We start from the raw sequence: 14260 nt of genomic DNA on the forward strand, positions 1-14260 counted from the left end.
GACGGGGTGCCGGGCGGTGGACTTTGCGCCATGCCCAGTACCTCTCCCCAACCCCGGACCCCAGCCCCCACCGCGGCGCACCCCGTCGAACTGCACGGCCTCACCCGGCAGTACGGCACCGGCGGCGGGGCCGTGACCGCGCTGGACGGGGTCAGCCTCGACTTCGCCCGCGGCACCCTCACCGCCGTCATGGGCCCGTCCGGCTCCGGCAAGTCGACCCTGCTGCACTGCGCCGCCGGCCTCGAACCCCCCTCCGCAGGCCGGGTCGTCCTCGACGGCACCGACCTGACCGGTCTCGACGAGACCGGGCTCACCCTGCTCCGCCGGGACCGCATCGGCTTTGTCTTCCAGACGTTCAACCTGGTCTCCGCGCTGACCGCGGAGGAGAACGTCGCCCTGCCGCTGCGGCTCGCCGGGCGCCGGCCCGACCCGACGGCCGTGGCCGTGGCGCTCGCCGAAGTCGGGCTCGCCGACCGGGCACGGCACCGTCCGAGCACCCTCTCCGGTGGGCAGCAGCAGCGCGTCGCCATCGCCCGGGCGCTGATCGGCGACCCGGCCGTCCTCTTCGCCGACGAACCGACGGGCGCCCTCGACACCAAGACGTCGTGGCACGTGCTGACGCTGCTGCGCGGTCTGGTCGACGAGCGCCGACAGACCGTGATCATGGTGACGCACGACCCGGTGGCGGCGTCCTTCGCCGATCGCGTGGTGTTCCTCGCGGACGGCAGGGTCGCCGACGAGACCCGCTCCCGTACGGCGGCCACGACGATCGCCGCCCGCATGGCCACCCTGGAAGCAGGCGCGGCCGGCCGCCCGTCGGAGGTCGGAGCGTGAAGACGGCACTCGCCTTCCTGCGCGAACGCCGGACCGCGTTCGTCGGCTCGTTCACCGCCCTGTGCCTGGGCGCCGCGATCCTCACCATGAGCGCCTTGATCCTGCTGTCCGGCGGCAGCGGCGTGCCCGAGCGGTACGCCGGCACCGCGGTGCTCGTCCAGAGCGGTCCGCTGGATCCGGCCACCTTCCAGGAGGCCGCGCCCTTCGCCCCCGAGGACGTGCGGCGCCTCACCCGTGACCTCGCGGCGGTGCCCGGCGTACACGCCGCCGTGCCCGACCGCTCCTTCTACGCCCAGGCCGTCGACGGCGCGCGCCCGCTCGGCGAGCAGCGCACCGGGGACCGGCTCGGCCACGGCTGGTCGAGCGCCGCCCTCGCCCCGTACCGCCTGACCTCCGGCCGGGCGCCGCAGACCGCGGACGAGGTCGCGCTCGACCGCTCCCTCGGCCTCGCCACAGGGGCGCGCACCACCCTGCTGACCGCGGACGGACCGGCCCCCTTCACGGTGTCGGGGACGGTCGACGGGCCCGGCTACTACCTCACCGACGCCCGCGCCGGCGAACTGTCCGCCGGCGTACGGGTGATCGGGCTGCGCCTGGAGGCGGGCGCCGATGCCGCCGCCGTCGCCGCGGGCGCCGGCCGGGTCGTCGGCGACGGGGGCCGGGTGCTGAGCGGCGCCGGGCGCGCCGACCTCGCGCCCGGGGAGGACGAGGAGATCCGGTGGATCGGCGGGCAGGTGGTGAGTGCGATGACCGGGCTCTCCGCCTTCGTCACCGTCTTCGTCGTCTCCTCCGCCTTCGCGTTCACCGTGCTGCGCCGCCGCCGCGAGTTCGGGCTGCTGCGGACCATCGGCGCGACGCCGCGTCAGGTCCGGCGCACGGTGTCCGTGGAAGGGCTGGTCGTCGGTGCCCTCGCCGCCGCCGTCGGCACCCTGCTCGGCACCGCGGGCGTGCCGGTGCTCGGCGACGTCCTCGTGGACGCCGGGTTCCAGCCGCGCGGCTTCGCCGTCCAGCAGCGGCCGTGGGTGTCCGTGCTGGCCTTCCTCGCGGGCGTGGCGATCGCCTTCGCCGGGGTCTGGACGGCGTCGCGCCGGGCCGCCCGCATCGGGCCGATGGAGGCGCTGCGCGAGGCCGCCGTCGACGACCGGCCGCTGACGCGGTGGCGCCGCATCACCGGGCTGGCCTTCGTCGCGCTCGGTGTGGGCGCGGCCGTCGCCACCGCGTCCGCCGCACCCGCCGACATGATCGTCTTCGCCCTGGTCACAGCCGTGGGGCTGATCACGGGCACGGCCCTGTTGATGCCGGCCTTCGTACCGCCCCTGGTGCGGCTGGCGACCCGCCCCTTCCGCGGCGCCCGGGGCGCCACCGTCGTCCTGGTGCGAGCCGGCATGCTGGCCGCCGTGCGCCGCACCTCGTCGACCGTCGCCCCGGTGCTCGCCACGGTCGCCTTCACCGTGCTGATCACGGTGAACACCGCGACCACGGCGCAGTCGTACGCGGACCGGGACGTGGCGTCCGTCAGCGCCGCGGCGACGGTCGTGCCGGACCGGACGCCCGGTCTGACGGACGCGGAGGTCCGACGGATCACCGGTTCGCCGATCGTGCCGACCGTGCTGTACGCGGGGAGCGCACGCACCCCGGTCGAGGCCGTCGGCGTCGAACCGGCGGCGTACGCCGCGGTCCACGGGCTGTCCGACGACGACCTCGCCGCGCTGAAGCAGGGGGAGGGGGCCGTGGTGGTCTCCCGCTCCGGCCTCGCCGCCTTCGGCGCCCGCGCGGGCGCATCGGTCCCGGTCACCTTCGAGGACGGCACCACCCGCCCCCTGCGGATCGCGGCCGTCCTCGACGACCGGGACCTGCCGCACGCCGCGGTGCTCACCCGCGCCCTGGTGCGCGCCCACGACCCCGCCGCCCTCACCGCGGCCGTGCACCGCACGGGCCCGCCCGTCGAGGTCCGCGGCGGCAGGGAGATCACGGTCGAGGAGTTCGGCGGACGCGACGCAGCGGCGGAGGACCGGCTCGTGCGGGTCTTCACCCTGTTGCTGGTCGCCCTGTCCGCCGGGTACACCGGCATCGCGGTGGCCGGCACCCTGCTGATGTCCACCGCGGACCGCGTCCCGGACCTGCGGATCCTGCGCCGCTCCGGTGCGACGGCCCGTCAGGTGCTCGGTGCGCTCGCCGCCGAGAGCGCGCTGGTGGTCGCGATCGGCACCGTGCTCGGCGCGCTGGTCGCCGTGCCGTCGCTGCTCGGCATCCGCGCCGGGCTCAGCGGAACGCTGGGGATCCCGGTCGCCCTGGTGGTGCCCTGGCCGCCGATCCTCGCGACCGTGGCGGCCACGCTGCTCCTCGCCCTCCTGGCCACGGTCCTGCCGGCGGCCAGGTCCCTGCGGACGAAGGAAGGCGCACCGGACCTGCGGACCACCGACTGAACCGGGGGTGAACAGCGCTGGGCGGGGCCCGATGTCGGACCCCGCCCAGGGCGTCGTGCCGTGCCGGCAGGCACCGCCGACGCTCGTACGCTCCGTGCCCGATCAGCACGGGCTCAGTACACGCTCACCCCGTACGCCGACAGCGCCTCGCGCACCGGCTGGTGGATCGCCGAGCCGTTGGTGCCCGAGCAGCCGGAGCTGCCGGAGTGGATGCCGAGCGCCGTGCCGCCGGCGAAGTGGGCGCCGCCGCTGTCGCCGCCCGCGGAGCAGGCGGTCGTGCGGACCATGTTGTAGACCGGGCCCTCGCTGTAGTTCACGGTCACGTTCACCGCGGTGACCACACCGCTGGTCACCCGGGTCGTCGAGCCGCTCTTCTGGAGCGACTGGCCGACGATCGCGTCCGCGGCTGACGTGATGTCCTGCGCGGTGCCGTTGTAGAGGTTCACGGTCCCCGGCGGCACGTCGCTGCCGCTGTAGCGGACCAGCCCGTAGTCGTTCGTGGGGAAGCTGGTGCCCTCCCGGGTGCCGATCGACGGTCCGCCCGAGGTGGCGGACCAACTGCTGGCCACGTTGGTGCAGTGCCCTGCGGTCAGGAAGTACCGGGCGGAGTCCTTGACCACGTTGAACGCCGCGGAGCAGCGGTAGCCGCCGCCGTAGATGGCGTCGCCGCCCTGGACCTCCTTGGTGAAGGCCCCGGGCACGCGTTCCACGCGCACCGCGTCGCCGAGCGAGGCGGCGACGGCCCGCAGCTTCGTCAGGGAGCGGGCGGAGAGGGACTGGTCGGCCTCCACGACGACCTGGTTGCTGGCGGGGTCGATGCCCCAGGAGGTGCCGGTGATCTTCGCCCGGGACTCCAGGACGCCCATCGCGTCCTCCAACTGCGCGGTGGAGCGCGCCACGACCTCGGCGCGGGCGCCCGACGCCCGCACCTGGGAGGCGGCGGCCGAGTCGGTGACGGCGACGACGAGTTCACCGGTCTCGGCGTCGAGATAGGTGCCGGCGGAGCGCTCGCCGAGGCTGCGTTCGAGCTGGGCGTCGAGCGCGTACTGGCTGGCGGACGCGGTGACTCCGGGCCCCGGGGTCGGGGCGGGAGCGACGGCCGTCGGAGGCGGTGCGGCGGACGCGGCCGTGGTGCCGAGTCCGGCGAGGGGCAGGGTCAGGAGGACGGACAGGCCGATGCGCGCGCTGAGCGTGCGTCTCATGGGGGGCTTCTCCTTCGCAGATATCCGTGGGGTGGATTGTGGGGGTTCGCGAAGTTCGGTGCGAACCGGAAGAGGGCGGCCCGCTCGATCAATGTGGCATGCCCCTGTCATCTCCGACAAGGGCGCGTCGCCGTGCGCCGCGCGCCCCCCCGGCAGTGGTAACGGCCCGTCAGGAGGGTTCCCCCGGACGGTCGCAGACGGACGCCGCCATCCGGGTGCGGTGCACTCCCGCCCGCCCGTACGGCCAGGAAGGTGAACGCGGCGCCGGCCTGCCGGTGTCCGCCCTACCGTCCGGAGCCCACCACCGGGTAGTGGTCCGACAGATGCGTGTACGTGTACGTCCGCCCCCAACTGGAGACCGTCCAGGGCGCGGTCCGCTCCGCCACCACGTCATTGGTCCACCCGGCCGGCCGCACGTGCCCGGCCCGGTGCAGCACGTGGTCCAGGTCCTCACTCGGCGTACCGGGGTAGCGGTCCGCGGCGATCGAGTTCGCGGCGGTGTCGAAGGAGTACGGGTGGCCGGTCCGGCCCTCGGGCGCGACCAGCCCCGCGTCCGCGAGCATCGTGGCGAACTCCGGCGTCCTGGTGTCCACGTTCAGGTCGCCGGCCACCAGCACCTGCTCGGACGCGGGGACGTCCTTGGCGTCCAGGAAGGCGTCCAGCTCGCGGAACTGCCGGCTGCGCACCTCGGCCGCCTCGCCCGCCCCGCACCCCGGGTCGGTGGACTGGGCGTGCGTGCCCACCACGTGCACCCGGGCGTCGTTCACCTGGAGCACCGCGTACACGAACCCCTTGTTCGACCACCAGTCCGCGCCGCACCCGTCCTTGAAGACGTACTGCTCCTTGCGGACCACGGGCCACTTGCTGAGCACCGTGACGCCGCCGTCCTCGGGCGTGGCGGCGGAGTACGAGCCGCCCGTGGCGTCCCAGCCGCTCTTGCTGCGGCCCAGCACCGGCGTCTGGTGCGGGTACTCGGCGGCGGCCTTCCGCTGGAGCTGGTCCGACGTCCCGTTGTCGAACGCCTCCTGGAGCACCACGACGTCGTTGCCGCGGAAGAACGGCGCCGCGGGGATCGCCGCGGCCCGGTGCTCCTGTCCCCAGTTCGGATAGAGGGTGCGGCTCATCAGGAACGCGTTGTACGTCAGCACCTTCAGCTCCGGGGTCGCCGGCGCGGCGGCGGCTGCCGCCGGCGACGCGGCGCCGGCCAGTGCGGCGGCTCCGAGGGTGAGGGAGAGGAGGGGGGAGAGCAGGGCGAGGCCGGTACGGCGGATGCGAGGGCGGCGCGACACGACGGCTCCTGGAAGAGGTGGGGATCAGGGGGGACGCCGACCATCCAAGCAGCCGTAGTTACCGTCAGGTAATGACTAGGTGCCCACTTCCTTGCCGCAGCGGTACGATCGTGACGACACGCCGACGCCGCAGCGCGCTCCAGACCCGGACAAGACAGGACGAACACCTTGAATGACAAGCTGCTCCCCCTCGACATCGGTCCGCTCAACCCCACCGGGTGGGGCCTCGTCGTGGGTTTTGTGGCCTTCGCCATCGTCTACGCGGTGCTCGCCGGCCGGCTGCTGCCCCGCGCCGCGGCCATCATCGCCGAGCGCGAGGCCAAGACTCAGGGCGTGATGGACGCTGCCGACGAGGTCCGCACCGAGGCGGAAGAGGTCCGCGCCCAGCGTGAGGCCATCCTCGCCGAGGCGCGCCACGAGGCCGCCCACACCCGGCAGCAGGCGCACGAGGAGGGCACCGCCCTGATCGCCGCCGCCCGCGCCGAGGCGCAGCAGGAGAAGGAGCGCATCCTCGCCGAGGGCGCCGCGGCCATCGAGGCCGAGCGCGTCGTCGCCGAGGCCGCGCTGCGCGCCGACGTGGACGCGTGGGGCCACTCGCTGGCCGAGCGCATCGTCGGCGAGCCCGTGCCGGCCCCGTCCAAGGGTCGCGCCTCCGAGTGACCTGCGTCACTCGCCGCCGGGCGGTGAGTGAGTGAAGCCCCTGAGGCGCCCCGAGCCTGACGGCCGGGGCGCCTCAGTCGTTGACGGCCCCTGCCTCCCGTGCCGCCGTGCCTCAGTCGTTGACGGCCCCTGCCTCCGGTGCCGCCGTGCCGCCCCGCGTTCCGGCATGGACACCCTGCGCGTCCCACCCGTCGCACGGACCACCCGATGGCCCCCTGTTGCCGGGTAGTTCGCCGGAGTACGGTCCGGCCATGTCGATACGCACGCGGGGCACCCGCATGACGTACAGATCGCTCACCGCGGCGGCGCTCGCCGCCCTGATGGCCATGACGCTCTCCCCGACGGACGCCCAGAGCGCCCCCGCCCGCGAGAGCAGACCCGTCTACTCCTACCCCGACGCGATCCGCGAGTCCGTCTGGGTGGACACCCGGATCGACGGCGACGGCGACGGCCGCACCGACCGGGTCGCCGTCGACGTCGTCCGCCCCCGGGAGACCGCCCGGCAGGGCCGCCGGATCCCCGTGATCATGGACGCCAGCCCCTATTACGCCTGTTGCGGGCGGGGCAACGAGAGCCAGCGCAAGACGTACGACGCGCAGGGCAACCCCGTCCAGTTCCCGCTCTACTACGACAACTACTTCGTCCCCCGCGGTTACGCCTTCGTCGCCGTCGACCTCGCGGGCACCAGCCGCTCCGACGGCTGCGTGGACGTCGGCGGCCGGTCCGACGTGCTCTCCGCGAAGGCCGTCGTCGACTGGCTGAACGGCCGCGCCCGCGGCTACAGCAGCCGCACCGGCGGCGAACGAGTCCGCGCCGACTGGTCCACCGGCCGCACCGGCATGATCGGCAAGAGCTACGACGGCACGATCGCCAACGGCGTGGCCGCCACCGGCGTCGAGGGCCTGGAGACCATCGTCCCCATCGGCGCGATCTCCTCCTGGTACGACTACTACTTCGCCAAGGGCGCCCCGCTGTACAACTCCGGGCCCGACTGGCTCTCGAACTACGTGGAGAGCCCCGCGGCCCGCCAGCGCTGTGGCGCCGTCCAGCAGCGCCTGGTCGACGGCGCCCCGCGCACCGGCGACCGCACCCCGCTGTGGGCCGAGCGCGACTACGTGCCCGACGTCGACAAGGTGAAGGCCAGCGTCTTCGCCGTGCACGGCATGCAGGACCTGAACGTCCGCATGAACCACTTCGGCCAGTGGTGGGAGGCCCTCGCGGACGCCGGGGTCGAGCGCAAGGTGTGGCTGTCGCAGGTCGGCCACGTCGACCCGTTCGACTTCCGCCGGGCCGAGTGGGTCACCACCCTGCACCGCTGGTTCGACCACTATCTCCTCGGCTACGACAACGGCATCGACGACGAGCCCATGGCGGACGTCGAGCGCGCCCCCGACCAGTGGTCCACCGACCGCGTCTGGCCGCCGCGCGAGACCCGGACCGCGACCGTGCGCCCCGACCGCGGCGAGGCCCCCGGCGTCGGCACCCTCGCCCTGAAGCCGGCCCGCCCCGGCGCCAGCGAGACCTTCACCGACGACCGCACCCTCGACGAGACCGACTGGGCCGCCGCCGTCGACCGCTCCACCCCCGCCAAGGCCGGCTTCACCACCCGCCCCCTCAGCCGCGACCTGAGGCTGTCCGGCTCCTCCCGGGTGAAGGTGACCGTCACCCCGACCACCAGCACGGCGCACCTGTCCGCCGTCCTCGTGGACCTCGGGCCGGACACCATCCGCGACTACGCGTCCTCCGGCGAGGGCATCACGACCCTGCCCGAACGCACCTGCTGGGGCGCCAGCACCAGCGGCGACAGCGCCTGCTACAAGGAGACCGCGGCGCACACCAAGGCCGTCGACTACACCATCTTCAGCCGCGGCTGGGCCGACCTCGGCAACCACGCCTCCGACGCCACGGGCCGCCCGCTGACCCCCGGCAAGCCGGTCACCATCACGCTCGACCTGCACGCCAGCGACCACGTGGTGCCCGCAGGCCACCGACTCGCCCTGATCGTCGCCGGCACCGACCGGGACCTGATCGACCCGCCCGCCAGCACCCCCACCCTCACCGTCGACCTGGCCAAGAGCGCGGCCGACCTGCCGGTCGTCGGCGGCGTCCGCGCGTTCCAGCAGGCGACGAAGGGCGCACCGGCGCAGCTCGCGCCGCGCGAGAGCGGTCTGCTCGACGGGGTCGCCGAGCCGCGCCCGATCCGCCCGATCCCCGGAGGCACCCCCTGATGAACCCCCGCATCCGCGCCCTCGCGGTGAGCGCTGCGGCAGCCGCGCTCGGCGCGACCCTGCTCACCGCACCCGCCCAGGCGGCCCACGACGGCACACCGCCGCGCACCGGCTTCGAGACCAGCGACGGCACCCGCTGGACCAGCCTGGCGGAGGAGCAGCAGTTCCTCGCCGCCGTCGACCGGGGCAGCGACCGGGTCTCGCTCAGCCGGATCGGCACCACCCGGCAGGACCGCCCGCTGCAACTGGTCCACATCGGCAACCGGCGCGCCGACAGCACTGTGCTCCTGATCTGCTCCCAGCACGGCGACGAGCCCGCCGGCCGGGAGGCGTGCCTGTCGACCGTCCGCGACCTCGGCCAGGCCCGGGACCGCGAGACCCGCCGCTTCCTGGAGCGCACCCGGGTCCTCGTCGTGCCCACCGCCAACCCCGACGGCCGCGCCGCCGACACCCGGGGCAACTCCGACGGCGTGGACGTCAACCGCGACCACCTCGCCCTGAAGACCGCCGAGGGCCGGGCGATCGCCGCCGTGCAGCGCGACCACCGCCCGGACGTCATCTACGACCTGCACGAGTACAGCGCCACGCCCCGCTACTACGACAAGGAGCTGACCGACCTCTGGCCGCGCAACCTCAACACCCACGCGGACGTTCACCGGGAGTCGAACGCGCTGTCGCAGCAGTACGTCCGCCCCGCCGCGCACGAGGAGGGGTACGGCACCGGCACGTACGGCATCTGGACCGACCCGGTGACCGGTGAACCGATCCGCCAGGTCGCCGGCGACGGCCAGGAGCGCATCCTGCGCAACGCCTCCGGCGTCAAGAACGCCGTCGGCCTGCTGATCGAGAGCCGGGTGGACGCGCAGACCGCGGAGGAGCAGGCCGACACGTCCGTGAACAACCGGCGCCGGGTGGGCAGCCAGCTCGCCGCGCTCGACGGACTGTTCGCCTTCGCCGACGAGCGGCGCGGCCGGATCGACGCGGCGACGAACGCCGCGCGCCTCGCCGGCTTCCGGGACCGGGGCCCGGTGTACCTCGGCGGCGCCGACAACGACCCCGCCAGCGAGGAGGAGACCCTGGCCGACCCGCCCTGCGGCTACCGGCTGGACGCCGCCCAGTACGCGGACGTACGGGACGAACTCGCCCTGCACGGCGTGGTGTCGCGCCCGAGCGGAGACGGCGCCTGGGTGCCGTTGCGGCAGTCGCAGCGCCAGCTCGTCCCGCTGCTGCTGGACGCGCGTGCGACGTATCACCTGACAAAGGGGCAGCCCGTCACCGCCTGTTGAACGGGGCGGCACACGTCACCTGTGGTAGGGGATACCTGAGGCAAACAGCGCATAGGTGCTGAACCTCACTTGTCTCCTGAAAGGTGCACTTGTGTCGCTCGGACAGACGCCCGACGACCGGGGGGCCCGGCCCGTGACGGCCGAGCCCTCCGGTCTGCCCCAGCAACCCGGGCACCCCACCACGGACCGCGTGGTCTTCGGGATCGCCGCCGTCCTCACGCTCGCGTTCGTCGTCTGGGGTGCCACCGCCACCGAATCGCTCAAGACGGTCTCCTCCACCCTCCTCGAAGGGCTCATCAAGAACGGCGGCTGGGCCTTCGTGCTGGCGGCCTCCGGCTTCGTGGTCTTCGCGCTCTGGCTCGCCATCAGCCGGTACGGCCGGATCCCGCTCGGCCAGGAGGGCGCCACCCCGGAGTTCCGCACCGTGTCCTGGGTCGCCATGATGTTCAGCGCCGGCATGGGCATCGGCCTGATGTTCTACGGAGTGAGCGAACCGCTCGCCCACTTCATCTCGCCGCCGCCCGGCACCACGCCCGGCAGCACCGGCGAGGCCATGCAGATCGCCATGGCGACCACCCTCTTCCACTGGACGCTGCACCCCTGGGCGATCTACGCGGTCGTGGGACTGGCCATCGCGTACAGCACCTTCCGCCGCCACCGCCGCCAGACCATCAGCGCCGTCTTCGAACCGCTCATCGGCAGGAAGCGCTGCCGCGGCGGCATCGGTCGCTTCATCGACATCCTCGCCATCTTCGCCACCCTCTTCGGCTCCGCCGCCTCGCTCGGCCTCGGCGCCCTCCAGATCGGCAGCGGGCTCACCGAACTCGGCTGGCTCAGCACGGTCGGCACCGGGCTGCTCGTCTCCGTGATCGCCGTGCTCACCGCGGCCTTCGTGCTCTCCGCGGTCTCCGGCGTCGAGCGCGGCATCCAGTGGCTGTCCAACACGAACATGGTGCTGGCGCTCGTCCTGGTCCTGTTCGTCTTCGTGGTGGGTCCCACGATCATCGTGCTCGACCTGCTGCCCACCTCCATCGCCGCGTACTTCGGCGAACTGCCCCAACTCGCCGGCCGCACCGAGGCCACCGGCGGCAAGGCCGTCGCCGACTGGCTCAGCAACTGGACCGTCTTCTACTGGGCCTGGTGGATCTCCTGGACGCCCTTCGTGGGCATGTTCATCGCCCGCATCAGCCGCGGGCGCACCATCCGCCAGTTCGTCGGCGGGGTGATCCTGGTGCCCAGCACCGTCAGCCTCGTCTGGTTCGCGGTCTTCGGCGGCACCGCGATGAAGCTCCAGGAGCGGGCGCAACTCGGCGACGAGGCCACCCCCGAGGGACAGCTCTTCGCCCTGCTCCAGCAGTACCCCATCCCCACGGCGACCAGCATCCTGGTGATGGTCCTCGTCGGCATCTTCTTCGTCTCCGGCGCCGACGCGGCGTCCGTCGTGATGGGCACCCTCTCCCAGCACGGCACCTTCGAACCGACCCGTCTCGTGGTGGTGTTCTGGGGCATCGTGACCGGCGCCGTCGCCGCGATCATGCTCCTGGTGGGCAGCGGCGAGGGGGACGCCCTCGCCGGCCTCCAGAACCTGACGATCCTGGTCGCCGCGCCCTTCGTCGTCGTCATGATCGGCATGTGCGTGGCCCTCATGCGCGACCTGCGGCACGACCCCCTGATCGTCCGCGGCGAAGTCGGCACGGAAGCGGTGGAGTCGGCCGTCATCGCCGGCCACGAGAAGTACGACGGCGTCTTCGAAATCCGCATCGGCCCCGGCACCGCACCCCCGCCGGACGAGAACGGGACCGACGGCAACGGCACGGACGCCACCGGCCGGTCCACGTGAGACGGGCCTGGGGGCCGACCACCAGGTCGGCCCCCAGGCCCGTTCCGGACTCCTCCAGCGGTCGGATCAGGTGCGACCGCGGTCCTTGCCCGTCAGCCCCGCGCGGCGCAGGGCGTCCGCCATTGCGCTGTTCACCGGTGCGGGGGCCTGGCGGTCGCCGCCGCGGCCCCGGGCGCCGCCGCCGCCCGAACCCTGGCCGCCCCGGCGCTGCTGCTGCGGACGCCCGCCGCGCTCGCCACCCCGCTCGCCGCCGCGCTCACGGCCGCCCTGCCGGGGCGCGCCCACCGCCTGCTGCGCCTCGTCGTCCAGGCGCAGCGTCAACGAGATCCGCTTGCGCGGGATGTCGACGTCCAGCACCTTCACCTTCACCACGTCACCCGGCTTCACCACGTCCCGCGGGTCCTTGACGAAGGTCCGCGACATCGCGGACACGTGCACCAGACCGTCCTGGTGGACGCCGACGTCCACGAACGCGCCGAAGGCGGCCACGTTCGTCACGACGCCCTCCAGCACCATCCCGGCCACCAGGTCGCCGATCTTCTCGACGCCGTCCTTGAACGCGGCCGTCTTGAACGCCGGCCGCGGGTCCCGGCCCGGCTTCTCCAACTCGCGCAGGATGTCGGTGACCGTCGGCAGGCCGAAGGTCTCGTCCACGTACTCGCCGGGCCGCAGCGACCGCAGCACGGCCGTGTTCCCGACCAGGGCCGCCACGTCCCCGCCGGTCGTCTTCACCATGCGGCGGACCACCGGATACGCCTCCGGGTGCACGCTGGAGGCGTCCAGCGGGTCGTCGCCGCCGCGGATCCGCAGGAAGCCCGCGCACTGCTCGTACGCCTTCGGGCCGAGCCGCGCCACGTCCTTCAGCGCCCGCCGGGACCGGAAGGGGCCGTTGGCGTCGCGGTGGGCGACGATGTTCTCCGCGAGCCCCGCGCCGATGCCCGACACCCGCGACAGCAGCGGCGCGGACGCGGTGTTCACGTCCACCCCGACGCCGTTCACACAGTCCTCGACGACCGCGTCCAGCGAACGGGAGAGCTTCACCTCGGACAGGTCGTGCTGGTACTGGCCGACACCGATCGACTTGGGGTCGATCTTCACCAGCTCCGCCAGCGGGTCCTGGAGGCGGCGCGCGATGGACACCGCCCCGCGCAGCGAGACGTCCAGCTCGGGCAGCTCCTGCGAGGCGAACGCGGACGCGGAGTACACCGAAGCGCCCGCCTCCGAGACCATCACCTTGGTGAGCTTCAACTCGGGGTGCTTGCCGATCAGTTCGCCCGCCAGCTTGTCGGTCTCCCGCGACGCGGTGCCGTTGCCGACGGCCACCAGGTCGACCGAGTGCTCCTTGGCGAGCCGCGCCAGCTTCGCCAGCGCCTCGTCCCACTTGTTCGCCGGCACGTGCGGATAGATCGTGTCGGTGGCGACCACCTTGCCGGTCGCGTCGACGACGGCCACCTTCACGCCGGTGCGGAACCCGGGGTCGAGGCCCAGCGTGGCCCGCGTCCCCGCCGGCGCCGCCAGCAGCAGATCGCGCAGGTTCGCCGCGAAGACGCGCACCGCCTCGTCCTCCGCCGCCGTGCGCAGCCGCAGCCGCAGGTCGATCCCGAGGTGCACCAGGATGCGGGTGCGCCACGCCCAGCGGACCGTGTCGGCCAGCCACTTGTCGCCCGGCCGGCCCCGGTCGGCGATCCCGAAGCGCCGCGCGACGCGGTTCTCGTACGGGGAGGGGCCGGGCGCGTCCGAAGGCTCCTCCGGCTCCAGGACCAGGTCGAGGACGTCCTCCTTCTCGCCCCGCAGCATCGCGAGCACGCGGTGCGACGGCAACTGCCCGAAGGGCTCGGCGAAGTCGAAGTAGTCCGCGAACTTCGCGCCCGGGCCCTGCTCGGCGTCGCCCTTGCCGTCGCGGACCTTGGAGACCAGCCGCCCCCGGGTCCACATCGTCTCGCGCAGGTCGCCGATGAGGTCGGCGTCCTCGGAGAACCGTTCGGTGAGGATCGCCCGGGCGCCCTCCAGCGCGGCGGCCGGGTCGGCGACGCCCTTGTCCGCGTCGACGAACGCGGCAGCCGCGGCGGCCGGCTCCACCGACGGGTCGGTCAACAGGCCGTCGGCCAGCGGTTCGAGCCCCGCCTCCCGGGCGATCTGCGCCTTCGTCCGCCGCTTCGGCTTGAACGGCAGATAGATGTCCTCCAGCCGCGCCTTGGTGTCCGCGGCCCGGATCTGCGCCTCCAGCGCGTCGTCCAGCTTGCCCTGCTCACGCACCGACTCCAGGATCGCCGTACGACGGTCCTCCAGCTCGCGCAGATACCTCAGCCGCTCCTCCAGGGTGCGCAGCTGGGTGTCGTCGAGCATCTCGGTGGCCTCTTTGCGGTACCGCGCGATGAAAGGCACGGTCGACCCGCCGTCCAGCAGTTCCACGGCGGCCCTGACCTGCCGCTCCCGTACGCCGAGCTCCTCGGCGATCCTGCCTTCGATCGACATCGTCACGGTTCCCCGACTCG

Annotated in this window: 9 protein-coding genes; 6 read left to right on the plus strand and 3 right to left on the minus strand. The window is 73.5% G+C overall.

Features of this window, described 5'->3' with window-relative positions:
• The first annotated feature begins 30 nt into the window (after positions 1-30).
• Both AB0E05_RS03485 and AB0E05_RS03490 read left to right on the plus strand, forming a co-directional pair.
• Positions 31-834 (plus strand): ABC transporter ATP-binding protein, encoded by an 804-nt coding sequence (locus AB0E05_RS03485; RefSeq protein ID WP_361958034.1) that lies wholly within the window; start codon positions 31-33, stop codon positions 832-834.
• Positions 831-3260, plus strand: coding sequence for an ABC transporter permease (locus AB0E05_RS03490; protein ID WP_361958037.1), 2430 nt, complete (start codon positions 831-833; stop codon positions 3258-3260). Before AB0E05_RS03485 ends, AB0E05_RS03490 begins: the two co-directional genes overlap by 4 nt.
• Positions 3261-3373: 113 nt before the next feature.
• On the opposite strand, the gene AB0E05_RS03495 is transcribed toward AB0E05_RS03490, so the two are convergent.
• Both AB0E05_RS03495 and sph read right to left on the minus strand, forming a co-directional pair.
• Positions 3374-4462 (minus strand): S1 family peptidase, encoded by a 1089-nt coding sequence (locus tag AB0E05_RS03495; protein ID WP_361958040.1) that lies wholly within the window; start codon positions 4460-4462, stop codon positions 3374-3376.
• Between the two features lie 284 nt (positions 4463-4746).
• Positions 4747-5670 (minus strand): sphingomyelin phosphodiesterase, encoded by a 924-nt coding sequence (sph, locus tag AB0E05_RS03500; protein ID WP_361958170.1) that lies wholly within the window; start codon positions 5668-5670, stop codon positions 4747-4749.
• Between the two features lie 249 nt (positions 5671-5919).
• Here sph and AB0E05_RS03505 point away from each other — a divergent pair, with 249 nt between their 5' ends.
• From AB0E05_RS03505 to AB0E05_RS03520, 4 genes are all read left to right on the plus strand, one after another.
• Positions 5920-6411, plus strand: coding sequence for a hypothetical protein (locus AB0E05_RS03505; RefSeq protein ID WP_361958043.1), 492 nt, complete (start codon positions 5920-5922; stop codon positions 6409-6411).
• 251 nt (positions 6412-6662) lie between these two features.
• Complete coding sequence (locus AB0E05_RS03510) at positions 6663-8639, plus strand: Xaa-Pro dipeptidyl-peptidase (protein ID WP_361958046.1); 1977 nt, start codon at positions 6663-6665, stop codon at positions 8637-8639.
• Entirely contained in the window at positions 8639-9925 is a 1287-nt protein-coding gene (locus AB0E05_RS03515; protein WP_361958049.1) for a M14 family metallocarboxypeptidase, read from the plus strand. The genes AB0E05_RS03510 and AB0E05_RS03515 overlap by 1 nt, the downstream gene beginning before the upstream one ends.
• A gap of 133 nt (positions 9926-10058) precedes the next feature.
• Positions 10059-11765, plus strand: a complete 1707-nt coding sequence (locus AB0E05_RS03520; protein ID WP_361958173.1) for a BCCT family transporter — start codon at positions 10059-10061, stop codon at positions 11763-11765.
• A 66-nt stretch (positions 11766-11831) separates the two neighbouring features.
• On the opposite strand, the gene AB0E05_RS03525 is transcribed toward AB0E05_RS03520, so the two are convergent.
• Positions 11832-14246: a Tex family protein gene (locus AB0E05_RS03525; protein ID WP_361958052.1), complete on the minus strand. Its 2415-nt coding sequence runs from the start codon at positions 14244-14246 to the stop codon at positions 11832-11834.
• Positions 14247-14260 lie beyond the last annotated feature (14 nt).

The sequence above is a fragment of the Streptomyces sp. NPDC048057 genome, assembly GCF_040653095.1.
GTDB lineage: Bacteria > Actinomycetota > Actinomycetes > Streptomycetales > Streptomycetaceae > Streptomyces.